Annotated in this window: 12 protein-coding genes; 4 read left to right on the forward strand and 8 right to left on the reverse strand. The window is 64.2% G+C overall.

What is annotated here, in order from left to right; genetic code table 11:
- Positions 1–49: 49 nt before the first annotated feature.
- From HK108_RS06475 to HK108_RS06485, 3 genes are read right to left on the reverse strand one after another with little or no spacing between them, the layout of a single operon-like run.
- Positions 50–1,222: an acyl-CoA dehydrogenase family protein gene (locus tag HK108_RS06475; RefSeq protein ID WP_181270910.1), complete on the reverse strand. Its 1,173-nt coding sequence runs from the start codon at positions 1,220–1,222 to the stop codon at positions 50–52.
- Positions 1,223–1,269: 47 nt separating this feature from the next.
- Positions 1,270–3,279, reverse strand: coding sequence for an acetyl/propionyl/methylcrotonyl-CoA carboxylase subunit alpha (locus HK108_RS06480; RefSeq protein WP_219922244.1), 2,010 nt, complete (start codon positions 3,277–3,279; stop codon positions 1,270–1,272).
- Between the two features lie 17 nt (positions 3,280–3,296).
- Positions 3,297–4,910 carry a carboxyl transferase domain-containing protein gene (locus tag HK108_RS06485; protein ID WP_181270912.1) on the reverse strand — a complete coding sequence of 538 codons (1,614 nt, stop codon included), beginning with the start codon at positions 4,908–4,910 and terminating at the stop codon, positions 3,297–3,299.
- Positions 4,911–5,044: 134 nt separating this feature from the next.
- Between HK108_RS06485 and HK108_RS06490 the strand changes: the two genes are divergently transcribed.
- Positions 5,045–5,671, forward strand: a complete 627-nt coding sequence (locus tag HK108_RS06490; RefSeq protein ID WP_181270913.1) for a TetR/AcrR family transcriptional regulator — start codon at positions 5,045–5,047, stop codon at positions 5,669–5,671.
- Positions 5,672–5,735: 64 nt separating this feature from the next.
- Here HK108_RS06490 and HK108_RS06495 read toward each other — a convergent pair whose 3' ends face one another.
- From HK108_RS06495 to HK108_RS06505, 3 genes are all read right to left on the reverse strand, one after another.
- Positions 5,736–6,656, reverse strand: coding sequence for an NADP-dependent oxidoreductase (locus tag HK108_RS06495; protein ID WP_139907208.1), 921 nt, complete (start codon positions 6,654–6,656; stop codon positions 5,736–5,738).
- A 93-nt stretch (positions 6,657–6,749) separates the two neighbouring features.
- Positions 6,750–8,927: a 3-hydroxyacyl-CoA dehydrogenase NAD-binding domain-containing protein gene (locus HK108_RS06500; RefSeq protein ID WP_181270914.1), complete on the reverse strand. Its 2,178-nt coding sequence runs from the start codon at positions 8,925–8,927 to the stop codon at positions 6,750–6,752.
- A 1-nt stretch (position 8,928) separates the two neighbouring features.
- Positions 8,929–10,137 (reverse strand): acetyl-CoA C-acetyltransferase, encoded by a 1,209-nt coding sequence (locus HK108_RS06505; protein WP_181270915.1) that lies wholly within the window; start codon positions 10,135–10,137, stop codon positions 8,929–8,931.
- A gap of 374 nt (positions 10,138–10,511) precedes the next feature.
- Between HK108_RS06505 and HK108_RS06510 the strand changes: the two genes are divergently transcribed.
- Positions 10,512–10,916, forward strand: a complete 405-nt coding sequence (locus HK108_RS06510) for a hypothetical protein (RefSeq protein WP_181270916.1) — start codon at positions 10,512–10,514, stop codon at positions 10,914–10,916.
- Between the two features lie 146 nt (positions 10,917–11,062).
- On the opposite strand, the gene HK108_RS06515 is transcribed toward HK108_RS06510, so the two are convergent.
- Positions 11,063–11,893 carry a carbon-nitrogen hydrolase family protein gene (locus HK108_RS06515; protein ID WP_181270917.1) on the reverse strand — a complete coding sequence of 277 codons (831 nt, stop codon included), beginning with the start codon at positions 11,891–11,893 and terminating at the stop codon, positions 11,063–11,065.
- A gap of 50 nt (positions 11,894–11,943) precedes the next feature.
- On the opposite strand from HK108_RS06515, the gene HK108_RS06520 reads away from it, so the two are divergent.
- Positions 11,944–12,624 carry a GntR family transcriptional regulator gene (locus tag HK108_RS06520; RefSeq protein ID WP_188741299.1) on the forward strand — a complete coding sequence of 227 codons (681 nt, stop codon included), beginning with the start codon at positions 11,944–11,946 and terminating at the stop codon, positions 12,622–12,624.
- Between the two features lie 143 nt (positions 12,625–12,767).
- On the opposite strand, the gene HK108_RS06525 is transcribed toward HK108_RS06520, so the two are convergent.
- Positions 12,768–14,138: an MFS transporter gene (locus tag HK108_RS06525; RefSeq protein WP_229664001.1), complete on the reverse strand. Its 1,371-nt coding sequence runs from the start codon at positions 14,136–14,138 to the stop codon at positions 12,768–12,770.
- A gap of 138 nt (positions 14,139–14,276) precedes the next feature.
- Here HK108_RS06525 and HK108_RS06530 point away from each other — a divergent pair, with 138 nt between their 5' ends.
- On the forward strand, positions 14,277–14,957 hold the full coding sequence (locus HK108_RS06530; RefSeq protein ID WP_181270920.1) for a DUF2848 domain-containing protein: 681 nt from the start codon (positions 14,277–14,279) through the stop codon (positions 14,955–14,957).
- The last annotated feature ends 7 nt before the right edge of the window (positions 14,958–14,964 follow it).

Consider the following 14,964-nt stretch of genomic DNA (forward strand, 5'->3'; position numbering starts at 1 on the left):
GGGTGGCCGACGGAAGGTCGGCACCTGCTCTCAGATCAGGAGCGGGAGCTCAGAGTCCGAGTTCGCGGGCGATGAGCATGAGCTGGACCTCGGTGGTGCCTTCGCCGACTTCGAGGATCTTCGAGTCGCGGTAGTGGCGAGCCACGAGGTATTCGTTCATGAAGCCGTAGCCGCCGTGGATCTGGGTGGCGTCGCGCGCATTGTCCATGGCTGCTTCGCCGGCGATCATCTTTGCAATAGCCGCTTCCTTCTTGAACGGGAGTCCGGCGAGCATCCGCGAAGCCGCGAGGTAGTACGCCGACCGGGCTGCGACGACGCGTGCTTCCATGCGGGCGATCTTGAAGGAGATGCCCTGGAAGTCGGCGATCGGCTTGCCGAAGGCCTGGCGTTCCTTCGCGTACTTCACTGATTCGTCGACGCAGCCCTGGGCGGCGCCGACGGACAGGGCGCCCACGGCGATGCGGCCCTCGTCGAGGATGCGCAGGAAGTTCGCGTAGCCGCGTCCGCGTTCGCCGAGCAGGTTCGCTTCGGGCACCTGCACATTGTCGAAGGTGAGCGGGTGCGTGTCCGAGGAGTTCCAGCCGACTTTGTCATAGGCCGGTTCGGCGGTGAAGCCGGGGGTGCCGGTCGGGATCATGATCGTCGAGATCTCAGGCACTTCGCGGCCCGACTTCGACGTTCGGGTTCCGGTCACGGCGGTGGCGGTGACCAGACGGGTGATGTCGGTGCCGGAGTTCGTGATGAAGCACTTGCTGCCGTTGATCGTCCAGGTCCCGCCCTCCAGAGTGGCCTTGGTCCGGGTGCCGCCGGCATCGGATCCGGCCTCGGGTTCGGTCAGGCCGAAGGCGGCCAGGCCCGAGGCGTCGGTGAGCTTCGGCAGCCATTCCTTCTTCTGCTCTTCGGTGCCGAAGCGGTAGATCGGCATCGCCCCGAGCGAGACCCCGGCCTCGAGCGTGATGGCCAGGGACTGGTTGACCCGGCCGAGTTCTTCGATGGCCAGGCACAGGGCGAAGTAGTCGCCGCCCATTCCGCCGTACTCTTCGTCGAAGGGCAGGCCGAAGAGCCCCATCTCGCCCATCTTCGCAACGAGGTCGTAGGGGAACTCGTGCTTGGCGTCGAGTTCGGCTGAGACGGGTGCTACCTCTTCGTCGGCGAATTTCGCGACACCTTGGCGCAGGTCTTCGTATTCTTCGGGCAGCATTCCCGGAACAAAGGTTTCCATAGTTTCCTCCCCGCTTGTGGCGTGGTTGTGGTGTGAGTGGCTGGTGATTATTCGGTGGCGTCTGCGACGGCCTCGGCGGCGGCTTCGTCGACGACCGTGGCGAGCACTTCGTCGAGAGCGACTTGGGCGCCTTCGACAGCGGTGACGGTGACGATTCCGGCTGCGGGTGCGGTGAGCACGTGCTCCATCTTCATCGCCTCGACGATGACGATCGGATCGCCCTGTTCGACGTGGTCGCCGGTTTCGACCTTGATATCGACGACGGAGCCGGGCATCGGTGCGAGCACCTCGGCGCCTTCGAGTCCAGGGGTCAGCGAGGTGTCGGCCTGCGGCCGGACGAAGACGTGGATTCCGGTGTCGGTGCTCACCCAGATGCTGCGGTCACGGGCATCGGAGAAGATCCGCGCCGTGTGCTGAATCCCGTCGAGGGTGACATGCCACAGTCCGTCGGCGTCGACCTCGACGGCTCCCGCTCGAGTCTCGACGTCGACCGTCTCTCCGCCCGTGGCCAGGGTGACCGTGGGGTGGAAGTCCGGACGTGAGGTGCGCCAGGCGCTGGGTCCTGCCCACGCCGAGGCGGCCGACCGATTCGCGGTCAGTTCGGCGTCCGTGACCGGTCCGGTCAGGGTCGTGCCTGCCGCTCCCCCGGTGACCGTGACAGCGGCGGCCGCCAGCTGCGCGTGGGTCTCACCGGCGCTGTGCGCCAGCTGATCCTCGCCGAGGTTGTCGATGAGTGAGGTGTCGAGGTCCCCGGAGATCACCTCGGGCAGCGCGAGAAGGGTGCGCAGGAAGTCGATGTTCGTCACGATTCCCGGCACCGCCGAGGCGGCGAGCGCGGCATCGAGCCGCTTGAGCGCCGCTGCCCGATCGTCGGCACGGACGATGAGTTTCGCGATCATCGGGTCGTAGTCAGAGGCGATGGTCTGGCCAGCGTCGAGGCCGGCATCGACGCGGATGCCCTCACCGGTTGGGAAGACGACGTCGAGGGCACGCCCACCGGTGGGCAGGAATCCGCGCGAGGGATCCTCGGCGTAGATTCTCGCTTCGATCGAATGCCCGGTCAGTGTGATGTCATCCTGCGTCAGCGGCAGCTCTTCGCCCGCGCCGACGCGCAGTTGGAGTTCGACGAGGTCCACTCCGGTGACCTCCTCGGTGACGGGGTGTTCGACCTGCAGTCGGGTGTTCATCTCCATGAAGAAGAACTCATCGGGACGGTCGGCCCCGACGATGAACTCGACAGTGCCGGCTCCGACGTAGCCGACGGACTTCGCGGTCTCGCAGGCGGCCTGGCCGATTCGGGCGCGGGTCTCTTCGTCCAGCAGCGCAGAGGGTGCTTCCTCGATGACCTTCTGGTGACGGCGCTGCAGCGAGCATTCGCGTTCGCCGAGGTGGATGACGTTGCCGTGCGCGTCGGCCATGATCTGGACTTCGATATGGCGCGGGGTGGCGACGAGGCGTTCGAGGAACAGCGTGTCGTCGCCGAAGGAGCTCGCGGCTTCGCGGCGGGCGGTCCGCAGCGCCTCGGCGAGTTTGTCGGCTTCGAACACCGCGTGCATTCCTTTGCCGCCGCCGCCGGCGGAGGGCTTGATGAGCACGGGGAAGCCGACGTCCGTCGAAGCCGCAATGAGGGCCTCGTCGCTCATCGCGGCGTCCTTCGTGCCGGGCACGAGCGGCACCCCGCGGGAGGAGACAGCCTGCTTCGCGGTGATCTTGTCGCCCATCGTCCGGATCGCGTCGGCTCCGGGGCCGAGGAAGACGATTCCGGCGTCGGCGCAGCCAGCGGAGAATTCGGCGTTCTCCGACAGGAATCCGTAGCCGGGGTGGATGGCTTCGGCTCCCGTAGCCTGTGCTGCGGCGATGACCTTGTCGATGCGCAGATAGGACTCGGAGGCGGCGGCCGGCCCCAGGTGGACCGCGGTGTCGGCGGCCTTGACGTGGGCCGCACGGGCGTCGGCGTCGGAGTAGACGGCGACGGTGCGGATGCCGAGTCGGCGGCAGGTGCGGATGACGCGCAGGGCGATCTCGCCGCGGTTGGCGATGAGGACTGTTGTGAACATTTTCGTCATGGTGGGGCTCACATTCTGAAGACGCCGTAGCCGCTGGCATTCAGCGGGCGTTCCATCGGTCCGAAGCGGGCGAGTTCGAGGGCCAGTGCCAGTACCTGGCGGGTGTCACCGGGTTCGATGATTCCGTCATCCCACAGGCGAGCCGTCGAGTAGTACGGGTTTCCCTGGGCTTCGTACTGGTCGCGGATGGGCTGTTTGAACGTGTCTTCGGCCTCGGCGCTCCACTCCTCGCCGCGGGCCTCGAGCTGGTCGCGCCTGACGGTCGAGAGCACGCTGGCGGCCTGTTCGCCGCCCATCACGGAGATGCGGGCATTGGGCCACATCCACAGGAAACGCGGGGAGTACGCGCGGCCGCACATCGAGTAGTTGCCGGCGCCGAAGGAGCCGCCGATGACGACGGTGAACTTCGGGACGCGGGCGGTGGCGACGGCGTTGACCATCTTCGCACCGTGTTTGGCGATGCCGCCGGCTTCGTAGTCGCGGCCGACCATGAATCCGGAGATGTTCTGCAGGAACACCAACGGCACGCTGCGCTGGTCGCAGAGCTCGATGAAGTGGGCGCCCTTCTGCGCGGATTCGCCGAACAGGATTCCGTTGTTGGCGATGATGCCGACGGGGTGTCCGTCGAGGTGAGCGAATCCGGTGACGAGGCTCGTGCCGTATTCGGCTTTGAACTCGTGGAACTCGGATCCGTCTACGAGGCGGGCGATGACCTCGCGGACGTCATACGGTGTGCGCGAGTCCACCGGCACCACCGAGGTCAGCTCCTCCGGCGAGTGTGCCGGCATGCGGGATTCGATGACGTCCCAGTTCGGAGTGCTCTTCGGCCCGAGAGTCGAGACGATGTCGCGCATGATCTCCAGTGCATGGGGGTCATTGGCCGCGAGGTGGTCGGTGACGCCGGAGACCCGGGAGTGCAGGGCTCCGCCGCCGAGCTCTTCGGCGGTGACTTCCTCGCCGGTGGCGGCCTTGACCAGCGGTGGGCCTCCGAGGAAGATCGTGCCCTGCTCGGAGACGATGATCGATTCGTCGGCCATCGCGGGGACGTAGGCGCCGCCGGCGGTGCAGGAGCCCATGACGGCGGCCAGCTGCGGGATTCCGGCAGCGGAGAGTGTGGCCTGGTTGAAGAAGATGCGACCGAAGTGCTCTCGGTCGGGGAAGACGTCGTCCTGATTCGGCAGGTTCGCGCCACCGGAGTCGACGAGGTAGATGCACGGAAGGCTGTTCTCTTTGGCGATTTCCTGGGCCCGGAGGTGCTTCTTCACGGTCACCGGGTAGTAGGTTCCGCCCTTGACGGTGGCGTCATTGGCCACGATCACGCATTCGCGGCCGGCGACCCGCCCGATTCCGGTGATGATTCCGGCGCCCGGGCTGGCGTCGTCATACATGCCGTTGGCGGCCAGCGGAGAGAGTTCGAGGAAGGGAGTGCCGGGGTCGAGGAGATGCTCGACGCGCTCACGCGGCAGCAGCTTTCCGCGATCGATATGGCGCTGTCTGGACTTCTCGGAACCGCCGCGGGCTGTGGCCGCAATGCGCTCCCGGAGTTCAGCGATGAGTTCGGCGTGGGCCTCGGAGTTGACCTGCCCCGTCGCCGGACTGACCGCAGTTCCCACTGCTCTCATTCCATCCTCATTTCAGTTAATGATTCTTAACTGACTGCTATGATACTGCTCACAGGCAGAACTGACAACGCACGAGCCAGCCCGCACCGACGTCGTCCCAGGCGGTGGGCATCAGGCTCAGGGAAGGAGGCCGGATGTCGATCTCGGACGAGGCCAAGCCGACGGCGCGGGCAGCGGCGAAGGCAGCCAGGCGCGAGCAGCTGCTCAAGGTCGCGAAGACGCTCTATGCCCGGCACGGCTTCCATGGGGTGCGCCTCGACGACCTGGGCAAAGGTGCGGGGATCTCGGCGCCGGCGGTCTACCGGCATTTCTCGTCGAAGGAGGCCGTGCTCGAGGAGCTCCTCGTCGGCATCTCTGCGTATCTCCAGTCCGGAGGCGAGGAGATCGTCTCCGCGGCATGGGACACCGCCTCGGGGATCTTCCCCACCGAGGCGGTCCCGACCCTGCGGCGTCTCATCGACTTCCATGTCGACTTCGCCATGAGCGAGCCCGAGCTCATCCGCATCCAGGACCGTGACCTCGAGGCGCTGCCGGACGAATCGCGACGGACCGTGCGCCGTCTCCAGCGTGCCTATGTCAGTCGGTGGGCGGAGGTCGTCGAGGCCGCCCATCCGGCGTGGACGCTGGAGTCGGCCACTGTGCGCGTGCATGCGGCGTTCGGGATGATGAATTCGACCCCGCACCAGGCTCGTCGCTCCAGTGCCGAGGTGGTCGGGGTCGAATTGCGCGCCGCAGCGGCCGCGGCGCTGGGACTCAGCTGATCACCGGATCAGCCGAGTCCCGCCTCGGCGATATTTCGATCACCGAGGACGGTATAGCCGATATTCAGGGCACGATGACGAGCTTGCCGCGGACGTGACCGGTGGCGCTGTCCTTGAAGGCCCGGGGAACATCGTCGAGGCCGTAGGTGCCTGCGATGTCGACGGTGAGTTTTCCTTCGTCGACGAGGAGACCGAGGCGAGCAGTCTCGGAGCCGTCGGGACGCACCCAGATGTAGCGTCCGCCGTGCTCGGCGACACTGGGATCGGCCACCGAGGCGTGCGCTCCGCCCTCGGCGAGCACGGCCAGGGTGTCGTCGAGGACTCCCCCGACGAAGTCCGCGACCCCGTCGACCTCGCCGCCGGCAGCCTCGAGAACGCGCTCGACCAGGCCGTCGCCGTAGGTCACGGGCTCGGCGCCGAGTCCGCGCAGGTATTCATGATTGGCTTCGGACGCGGTGCCGATGACGCGTGCTCCGGCGGCCCGGGCGATCTGCACGGCGAAGCCGCCCACTCCCCCGGAGGCTCCGTGGATGAGCACGGTCTTGCCCTCCAGGTCGCCGAGGGACTCGAGGGTCCGCAGAGCGGTGCCGCCGGCCAACGGCAGTCCGCCTGCCTGTTCCCAGCTCAGACTCTTCGGCTTCGGGGCGACCGCACGCACGGGGACGGCGACCTTCTCGGCGAAGGTCCCGCCGCCGAGCACGTCCTTGCGTGCATAGGCGACGACTTCATCGCCGATGGAGAATTCCGGGGTGTCGAAGCCGAGTCCGACGACGACACCGGCGACATCCCAGCCCGGGATGACGGGGAACTGCGTGGGCATGACCGGGTCGAGGTGCCCGCCGACGAGCTTCCAGTCGACCGGGTTGACTCCGGCAGCCTTGACTTCGATGAGCACCGAGGCGGGCGGCAGCTTCGGATCGGGCAGCTCGCGGACGGTGATGTCGTCGAAGTTCTCGGTGTAGGCGTCATAGACGGCGGCGCGCATGGCAATGGCCTTCCGGTAGATGTCAGTGACACTGAAGTCTCAGTGTGACAGGACAACACCGGAAGGCCATCATGCTATTCCAGGGGTCTCCTCTTACTCGTAGGTTTCCCCGGTCTTCGCGCGTTCGACCAGCGAGGCCGGCGGTGTGAAATGCTCGCCGTACTTCGCAGCCAGATCATTCGCCCGGTCGACGAAGCCGGCCAGACCGCCTTCGTACTGGTTGACGTACTGGAGCACGCCGCCGGTCCACGCGGGGAATCCGATGCCGAAGATCGAACCGATGTTCGCGTCCGGCACCGAGGTGAGCACACCCTCGTCGAGGCATTTGATCGTCTCGATCGCCTCGGCGAAGAGCATCCGCTCCTGCAGATCGGCGAAGGGCTGATCATTCGATCCCGATTCGTACTTCTCGCGTACACCCTGCCACAGCGTGGTGCGTTTGCCGTTCTCGTCGTAGTCGTAGAAGCCGGCGCCGTCCTTGCGTCCGGTCCGTCCCTGCTCGACCATCCAGTCGAAGACGGCTTCGGAGGGGTGGGCTATCCAGGTGCCGCCAGCGGCCTCGACCGCGTCGCGGGTCTCCTTGTTGATCTTCTGCGACAGGGTCAGCGTCAGTTCGTCGAGCAGCTGCAGGGCACCGGTGGGGTACCCGGCCTGCAGTGCCGCCTGTTCCACGCTGGCCGGCTCCACGCCTTCGCCGACGGCGGCGACCGCCTCGGCGATGAAGGTGCCGATGACGCGGGAGGTGAAGAATCCGCGCGAGTCGTTGACGACGATCGGAGTCTTCCGGATCTGCTGCACGAGGTCGAAGGTGCGGGCGAGGACCTCGTCGGAGGTGTGCTCACCGCAGATGATCTCGACCAGCGGCATCTTGTCGGCCGGCGAGAAGAAGTGGACACCGATGAAGTCCTTGTCCCGGGTGACGCCCTTGGCCAGGTCGGTGATCGGCAGGGTCGAGGTGTTCGAACCGAGGACCGCATCAGGCTCGACGATGTCCTGGATCTCCTGGAACACCTTCTGCTTGAGATCGACGGACTCGAAGACCGCCTCGATGACGAAGTCGACACCGGCGAAATCCTCGGCCGAGGCACTCGGGGTGATCCGGTCGAGGACAGCTTGAGACTTCGCCTCGGTGGTCTTGCCCTTGGCCAAGGCCGATTCCTCACGCTTGGCGGCGTAAGCCTTGCCCTTCTCCGCATTGGCGAGCTCGACGTCCTTGAGGACGACCTCGATACCGGACTTCGCTGCGCTGTAGGCGATCGCCGCCCCCATCATTCCGGCACCGATCACGCCGAGCTTCTTCACCTGACGAGGTGTGACACCGTCAGGGCGCGAGCCGCCGGAGTTGATGTGGCCGAGGTCGAAGAAGAACGCCTTGATCATGTTCTTCGCCACCGGAGTATGGGTGACGTTGACGAAGTAGCGGGACTCGACCGTCAGCGCGGTGTCGATGTCGACCAGTGCGCCTTCGACCGCAGCGGCGACCACAGCTCGCGGAGCCGGCATCGGCGCACCCTTGCCCTGTTTGCGCAGCAAGGACGGCAGCGCGGGAAGCATCGCGCCGATCTTCGGTGAGGACGGGGAGCCGCCGGGGATCTTGAAGCCCTTGACGTCCCACGGCTGCACAGCCTCGGGGTTGGCCTTGATCCAGGCCTTGGCCTTGGATTCGAGTTCGGCCGCGGGGGCGAGTTCGTCGATGAGGCCGAGCGCCTGGGCGTCGGCGGCCTTGAACTTCGTCGACGGCAGGATGGCCTTCTGCAGTGCGGTCTGGATGCCGAGCATGCGCACCGACCGGGCGACTCCGCCGCCGCCGGGCAGCAGGCCGAGTGAGACCTCGGGGAAGCCGAAGCGGGCGCTCGGGTTGTCATCGGCGGCGATCCGGTGGTGAGCAGCCAGGGCGAGTTCGAGTCCGCCGCCCAGTGCCGCACCACCGAGGGCGGCGACGACCGGCTTGCCGAAGGTCTCGAGGCGACGCAGCACCTTCTTGAGGTGTTCGACGGTCGCGAACTCCTCTTCGGCATTGGCCGGATCGGCCGCACGCAGCTTGTTGAGGTTTCCGCCGGCGAAGAAGGTCTTCTTCGGAGAGGTCAGCACGACGCCGGTGATGTCATCGACATTGGCTTCGAGCCACTCCACGGTCGCCTCCAGGGCAGCCGCGAAGTAGTCGTTCATGGTGTTGACCTTGGCACCGGGTTCGTCGATGACGACGGTGACGATGCCTTCGGCATCGGTGTTGCGCTGGTAGTCGGCAGCTGTGGTTTGAGTGTTCGTCATGTCAGACCCTTTCGATGATCGTCGCGATGCCCATGCCTGCGCCGATGCACAGGGTGACGAGTCCACGCTTGAGGTCGCGGCGCTCGAGTTCGTCGAGGACAGTGCCCAGAATCATGGCCCCGGTGGCTCCCAGCGGGTGGCCCATGGCGATGGCTCCGCCGTTGACGTTGACCTTCTCGTGGGGGATGTTGAGATCCTTCATCCACTTGAGCACCACGGCTGCGAATGCCTCGTTGAGTTCGAACAGATCGATGTCATCGACGGTCATGCCGGCTTTGTCGAGGGCCTTCTTCGTCGCCGGAGTCGGACCGGTGAGCATAATCGTGGGTTCCGAGCCGGTGACCGCGGTGGAGACGATGCGGGCACGGGGTTTCATCCCCATCTTCTGGCCGACTTCCTCGTCGCCGAGGATGACCAGCGAGGCGCCGTCGACGATTCCCGAGGAGTTCGCGGCGGTGTGGACGTGGTCGATGGCTTCGATCCAGTGGTACTTCTGCAGAGCCACCTCGTCGAATCCGGTCTGTGCGGCGAGCTTGGAGAATGCCGGTGGCAGCTGCGACAGCGATTCGACGGTCGAGCCGGGACGCATGTGCTCATCGCGGTCGAGCACGGTGATGCCGTTGATGTCCTTGACCGGGATGATCGAGTTTTCGAAGAGGTTGTTCTCCCAGGCAGCAGCGGCACGCTTCTGCGATTCGGCGGCGAAGGCATCCACGTCTGCCCGGCTGAAGCCCTCTGTGGTGGCGATGAGGTCGGCACCGATGCCCTGCGGCACGAAGTACGTGTCATAGTTCGTCGTCGGATCCTGTGCCCAGGCTCCGCCGTCGGATCCCAGCGGCACACGGGACATCGATTCGACGCCTCCGGCGAGGACGAGGTTCTCGAAGCCGGAGCCGACCTTCTGGGCGGCGATGTTGACGGCTTCGAGCCCGGAGGCGCAGAAGCGGTTGACCTGAACGCCGGCGACGGACTCGTCGAGGCCAGCAACGATGGCGGCGACGCGGGCGATATCCGACCCCTGCTCGCCGACCGGGGACACAACGCCGAGGACGATGTCGTCGATGGCTTTGTCGTCGAGATCGGGGTTGCGCTCGCGAATGGCGTCGATGAGTCCGGTCACGAGATCGATGGGTTTGACGCTGTGCAGCGCTCCGCCGCGGTTCTTGCCGCGTGGGGTGCGCACTGCGTCATAGATGAACGCTTCGCTCATGTGTTCCTCACAGTCTGAGGGCCTCGCACGGGATCTCGGTAGTGACCCCAGCGGACGACCCGATGTTGGGTTCCTGTGTCTGCTTCACGATTGCCGCCGGCCCGATTCCGTGCTCGAACGCGCGTGGTGTCTGGCGGAAATCGAGCTGACTGATCAATCGTTCAGTAGTGTGCCCTTCTATTGTCTACCAGTTTCCAGTGATGATCAACACATGGCATTCGAGCGGTTCGACGGGCCTTCCAACCCGAACTCAGCCCCTCTTCCAGGCCCTCATAGGACTGCTTTCGAGAGGCCCACCCGGAATGCCGATTAGCTTTGACGACAGAAGTGGTTATGATGAATCGACTTATCAGTTCTGATCCCCATGGAGAATCATGTCCTTGACCACCCTTGCCCGCACGAAGACGGGTTCGAAGCTCATGGCACTGACCCTTGCTGTCGGCCTGCTCGCCGGCCCCATCGCCGTCGACGCGGCACCCGCCGAAGCTGCGACGAAGAAATGCGCAGTGAAGATGTCGAATTCGAAGCCCCGCCAGTACTCGAACACCTGGGTCAATGTCTCGAAGGTCGGCTCGAAGGCCAAGGTCGAGACCCTTGCCCACTACAAGACGACGAAGACGAAGAAGAAGGCCACTGCGTCGAAGAAGGGCAAGGCCTCTCTGAAGTACTACATCTCCGGCGCTACCCCAGGTAAGGCTGTCAAGGTGACCGTGATGGCAAAGAAGGGCAAGACGACGTGGAAGTGCTCGACGTCGTTCAAACCGGTGAAGAAGCGCTGAGCGCCTGACGATTCGCCTACAGGCCGAGGACGCAAGTAGAGATGCATAAGCCCCTCTCGATCCAGCATGTGCGTTGGATCGAGAGGGGCTGTCGCCTGTCCGCCCGCGATGGGCGCTCCGGCAATCAGCCGGCTGAAGACCTCCTTTCAAATGCTTTCGACGCGAATGTCCTTCTCCAGACGCGAGTTATTGAGAACGGGCAGTGAAGCGCGGATGTCCGTGATTCTGTCCGGATCGATGTCGGCGAAGATGATCTCTTCACCGCGCCCCGCCTCGGCGAGCAATTCACCGTTCGGAGCAGCCACATACGAATGGCCGATCCCCGTCGGATTTCCTTCCTTCGCCGGTGCTTCCGTAACCGCGGGATCCGCCTGGTCACAGGCGAGCACATAAGCTGTGGAGTCCAATGCCCTGGCTGGTCCCAAGAGCTTCCACTGTTCAACCTTGCCCGGACCGGCGCCCCACGAGGTCGCGAGGATGATCGCATCCGCTCCCGCTCGCGCTTGAGCGGTGAACAATGCGGGGAATCGCACGTCGTAGCAGATCGCCAGGCCGAAGGTCAGATCGCCGAGGCGGAATGTGCGAACCGACTCCCCTGCGGTCACCGAGTCCGATTCGCGGTGGCCGAAGGCATCGTAGAGATGGACCTTGTCGTAGTCGGCGCTGACCTCTCGACCGTCATCGATACCGCGGACCACGAGACTATTGGTCACGGTCCCGTTGTCACCCGGGCGGAAGACGCCCACGGCGATCACAGTTTCGTTCTTCCGTGCGATCTCGGTAATCGACTGAATCCACCCACCCTTGTCGTCCGCCGCCGCGCGCGCCAAATCGTGCCCGAAAGCGATCTGTGTGGCCTCGGGGAAGACCACGAGCTGCGCCCCTTCAACCGCTGCAGCCGCAGTGTGGTCTGCGACCTTGTCGAGGTTCGCCTGCGGGTCTCCCGTCGAGTTCATCTGAACCAACGCGATCTTCATGTCTCTCTCCTCTGTATCCATGGTTGAATCGGATGTCTTCTGTGCGACGAATGCTGGTTGTCCAGCAAACGACTAAGGTGGGTTGTATGCAAACTTCGTCAGGTCCAGCCGCACGCCGGACAGCCTATGAGCGCCTGCGTGACCTCGTCCTGACGGATCCTGCGATTCAGGGAACCTTCCTGACCGAGGGGGATCTGGTCAAACGTTTCGGCCTGTCCCGGACTCCGATCCGCGAAGCGCTCATCATGCTTGCTTCCGACGGGCTCGTCGATCTCATTCCGCATCGTGGAGCCTATATTCGCCCCAGTGACGATCGTGAGATCCGCGAGACGATGGAAGTACGACAGATGATCGAGCTCGACACAGCTCGACAGATCCTGGATTCCGGTGAAACTCCGGTTGCGGTCATGGACGACCTCTATCGCCAACAGGTGGAGCTTCCCGTTTCTCCTGATACGATTCCCGATTTCATCAGTCTCGATCAGCGCTTTCACGCATCAATGGTCGACGCGGCAGGAAATCGTGTGCTCAGCGACATCTATACCCGCCTGCGAGTCAAGCACGTCCGCTTCGGAATCTCTGCGACGTGGACGAGCGCCGACCGACCAACGCAGGTACTCGATGAGCATTCTCGGATACTCGAGGCCCTCAAATCCGGCGACTACGATGCCACCGCCGCGGCGATCCGCGAACACATCGCACAAACTCAGAACCTGCTGCTCTCCCGCTGAGAACCTCAGACCTCGACGAGCAGGCTCTCTTCTCGGGCCGCCTACTCGAAGTCTGGCTTCGCAGTCGTCGATGACTCTGCACCCCCGTCTGACTCACAGTGCCCCGGCAGCCGCGGGCCGCCGGAGCACATGGCTCATCGAACTCAACGACTCGCAGCCACCTCGTCGACGGAGTCCGCCGAGCGCTGCGCGACTGCAAGCCTCTCAAGATGGTCGACGTCCTCCTGCACGTTGTTGTTGCGTCCCATGATCAGACCGATCAGCGTGAGAGTCACGGCTCCGGCCAAGTACACGGCTACCCAGACCCAGGTTCCGGTGTTGTCGAGCAGCAGCGTGAACATCATCGGAGCGATCGCCCCGCCGAGCACACCGGCGATGGTGTATGCCAGTGACGAACCTGTGTACCTCAGTCGAGGTGTGAACTGCTCGACGACAAACGCCGCCTGCGGCCCGTACATGAGCGAGTGGAAGAACAGGCCGACGGGGATGCCGATGTACATCCAGGTGGCGTCTCCCGCTTCGAGCTTGGTGAAGAAGACGAAGGTCCACGCCACTGCGCCCACCGCAGCGACACCATAGACAAGACGTCGGTTGATGATGTCCGAGAGATAGCCGGCCAGCGGGATGCAGATGACCTGGAAAGCTGAGCCGAGCATGACCGCGCCCAGCACCGTGGTCCGGTCGAGGTCGAGCACAATCGTGCCGTAGGCGAGGGTGAAGACTGTGAAGAGTGCGTAGGTGACATCGGGCCCGATACGGGCGAGGATCGCCGAGAACAGCGGGCGCGACTCGGTCTGCAGAAGTTCTGTGATCGGCTTCTCGGGACGCTCACCCGACTGTTCGACTGCCTTGAATACCGGGGTGTCTTCGAGCTTGAGACGGATCCACAGACCGAAGAGCACGAGCACCGCCGACACGAGGAACGCCACACGCCAGCCCCAAGCGAAGAACTGCTCTTCGCTGAGGGCGAGAGTCAGACCCGCAAAGGCACCATTGGCCATGAGGTTGCCGGCCGGAGGTCCGATCTGAGCAGCTGACGACCAGAAGCCGCGATAGCGCGGATCTCCGTATTCGCTAGACAGGAGGACAGCGCCGCCCCATTCACCGCCGACACCGATGCCCTGAGCGAAACGCAGGAGCACCAGTAAGAGCGGAGCCCACAGGGAGATGCTCTGGTAGGTCGGAAGGATGCCGATGAGACATGTCGAGACTCCGATGAGCACAAGAGTCCAGACCAGGACTTTCTTTCGACCGACTTTGTCGCCGAGGCGGCCGAAGACGATTCCGCCCAACGGCCGAGAGACGTAGCCGACTGCATAGGTCGAGAAAGCCAACAGCACGCCGACCATCGGGTCGCCCGAAGGGAAGAAGAGCACGGGGAAGACGATGGCCGCCGCTGCCGAATAGATGGCGAAGTCGTACCACTCGAGCGTGGTGCCGCTCAGGCTGGCGGCGAATGCCTTGATGAGATCCTTCCGCGCCACCGGCGGACGGGTTGTTGATGCACTCTGCATAGCAATCCTTTTCATCTGTCTGGACAATGCTCGCCTGCGACTCTGCGGCAAGAACTGTGATTGCGCTAACAGTATACAGGCTGTATACAATGAGACAACATCACGTGAAACCTCATCGACGACAAGGAAGAACACACGATGCTTACCTTCGAACTCCCGGACAAGACCACCGTTGACGTACACGTCGACAGGCTTCTCAACGCGGGCTATGCCGGTCGAAACCAAGAAGCGGTTCAGCATCACATTGACGAGTTGGCCGCTCTCGGAGTACCTGGCCCCAGCCAGGTGCCCGCCCTATACCCCGTGTCTCCTTACCTTGCTCAGCAGGCTGAGATCGTGACGGTCCAGCACGGAAAATCTTCTGGAGAGGCGGAATGGGCGCTGGTCGTATCGGACCGCGGCGTACTCATCACCGCAGCCAGCGATCAGACCGATCGCGACCTCGAAGTGTATGGAGTGGCATGGAGCAAGAATGCTGCACCGAACATTCTGGCCAAGCGTGCATGGGTCTATGAGGAAATTGCCGATCACATCGACGAGATCCGCATCGAGTCCTTCGTCACTGATGCGGGTGGCGTCGAATCACAGCTTCAGGATGGAAGCTTTGCCGATCTGCTGCCTCCGAGCTATTGGCTTGACGAACTCAAGGCCAAGGAGGTCGCGCAGCCGGGCACCGTCCTCATCTCTGGCACCATCCCCATGGCTGAAGGTGTTGACCAGTTCGCCTCACTCTGGCGAGTGCGCCTGTTCGACCCGCGCACCGAGGACAGCATCGAAATGTCCTACACCGTGGAAAAGATGCCTGAGCCGGTCGGGTGAAGTGAAC

The organism is Brevibacterium sediminis, from assembly GCF_013623905.1.
Taxonomy (GTDB): domain Bacteria; phylum Actinomycetota; class Actinomycetes; order Actinomycetales; family Brevibacteriaceae; genus Brevibacterium; species Brevibacterium sediminis.

Excerpts from the sequence above, each read along its gene's own strand:
- HK108_RS06475 (WP_181270910.1), bottom strand. The coding sequence starts at position 1,222 with ATGGAAACCTTTGTTCCGGGAATGCTGCCCGAAGAATACGAAGACCTG.
- HK108_RS06480 (WP_219922244.1), bottom strand. The coding sequence starts at position 3,279 with ATGTTCACAACAGTCCTCATCGCCAACCGCGGCGAGATCGCCCTGCGC.
- HK108_RS06485 (WP_181270912.1), bottom strand. The coding sequence starts at position 4,910 with ATGAGAGCAGTGGGAACTGCGGTCAGTCCGGCGACGGGGCAGGTCAAC.
- HK108_RS06490 (WP_181270913.1), top strand. The coding sequence starts at position 5,045 with ATGTCGATCTCGGACGAGGCCAAGCCGACGGCGCGGGCAGCGGCGAAG.
- HK108_RS06495 (WP_139907208.1), bottom strand. The coding sequence starts at position 6,656 with ATGCGCGCCGCCGTCTATGACGCCTACACCGAGAACTTCGACGACATC.
- HK108_RS06500 (WP_181270914.1), bottom strand. The coding sequence starts at position 8,927 with ATGACGAACACTCAAACCACAGCTGCCGACTACCAGCGCAACACCGAT.
- HK108_RS06505 (WP_181270915.1), bottom strand. The coding sequence starts at position 10,137 with ATGAGCGAAGCGTTCATCTATGACGCAGTGCGCACCCCACGCGGCAAG.
- HK108_RS06510 (WP_181270916.1), top strand. The coding sequence starts at position 10,512 with ATGTCCTTGACCACCCTTGCCCGCACGAAGACGGGTTCGAAGCTCATG.
- HK108_RS06515 (WP_181270917.1), bottom strand. The coding sequence starts at position 11,893 with ATGAAGATCGCGTTGGTTCAGATGAACTCGACGGGAGACCCGCAGGCG.
- HK108_RS06520 (WP_188741299.1), top strand. The coding sequence starts at position 11,944 with ATGCTGGTTGTCCAGCAAACGACTAAGGTGGGTTGTATGCAAACTTCG.
- HK108_RS06525 (WP_229664001.1), bottom strand. The coding sequence starts at position 14,138 with ATGCAGAGTGCATCAACAACCCGTCCGCCGGTGGCGCGGAAGGATCTC.
- HK108_RS06530 (WP_181270920.1), top strand. The coding sequence starts at position 14,277 with ATGCTTACCTTCGAACTCCCGGACAAGACCACCGTTGACGTACACGTC.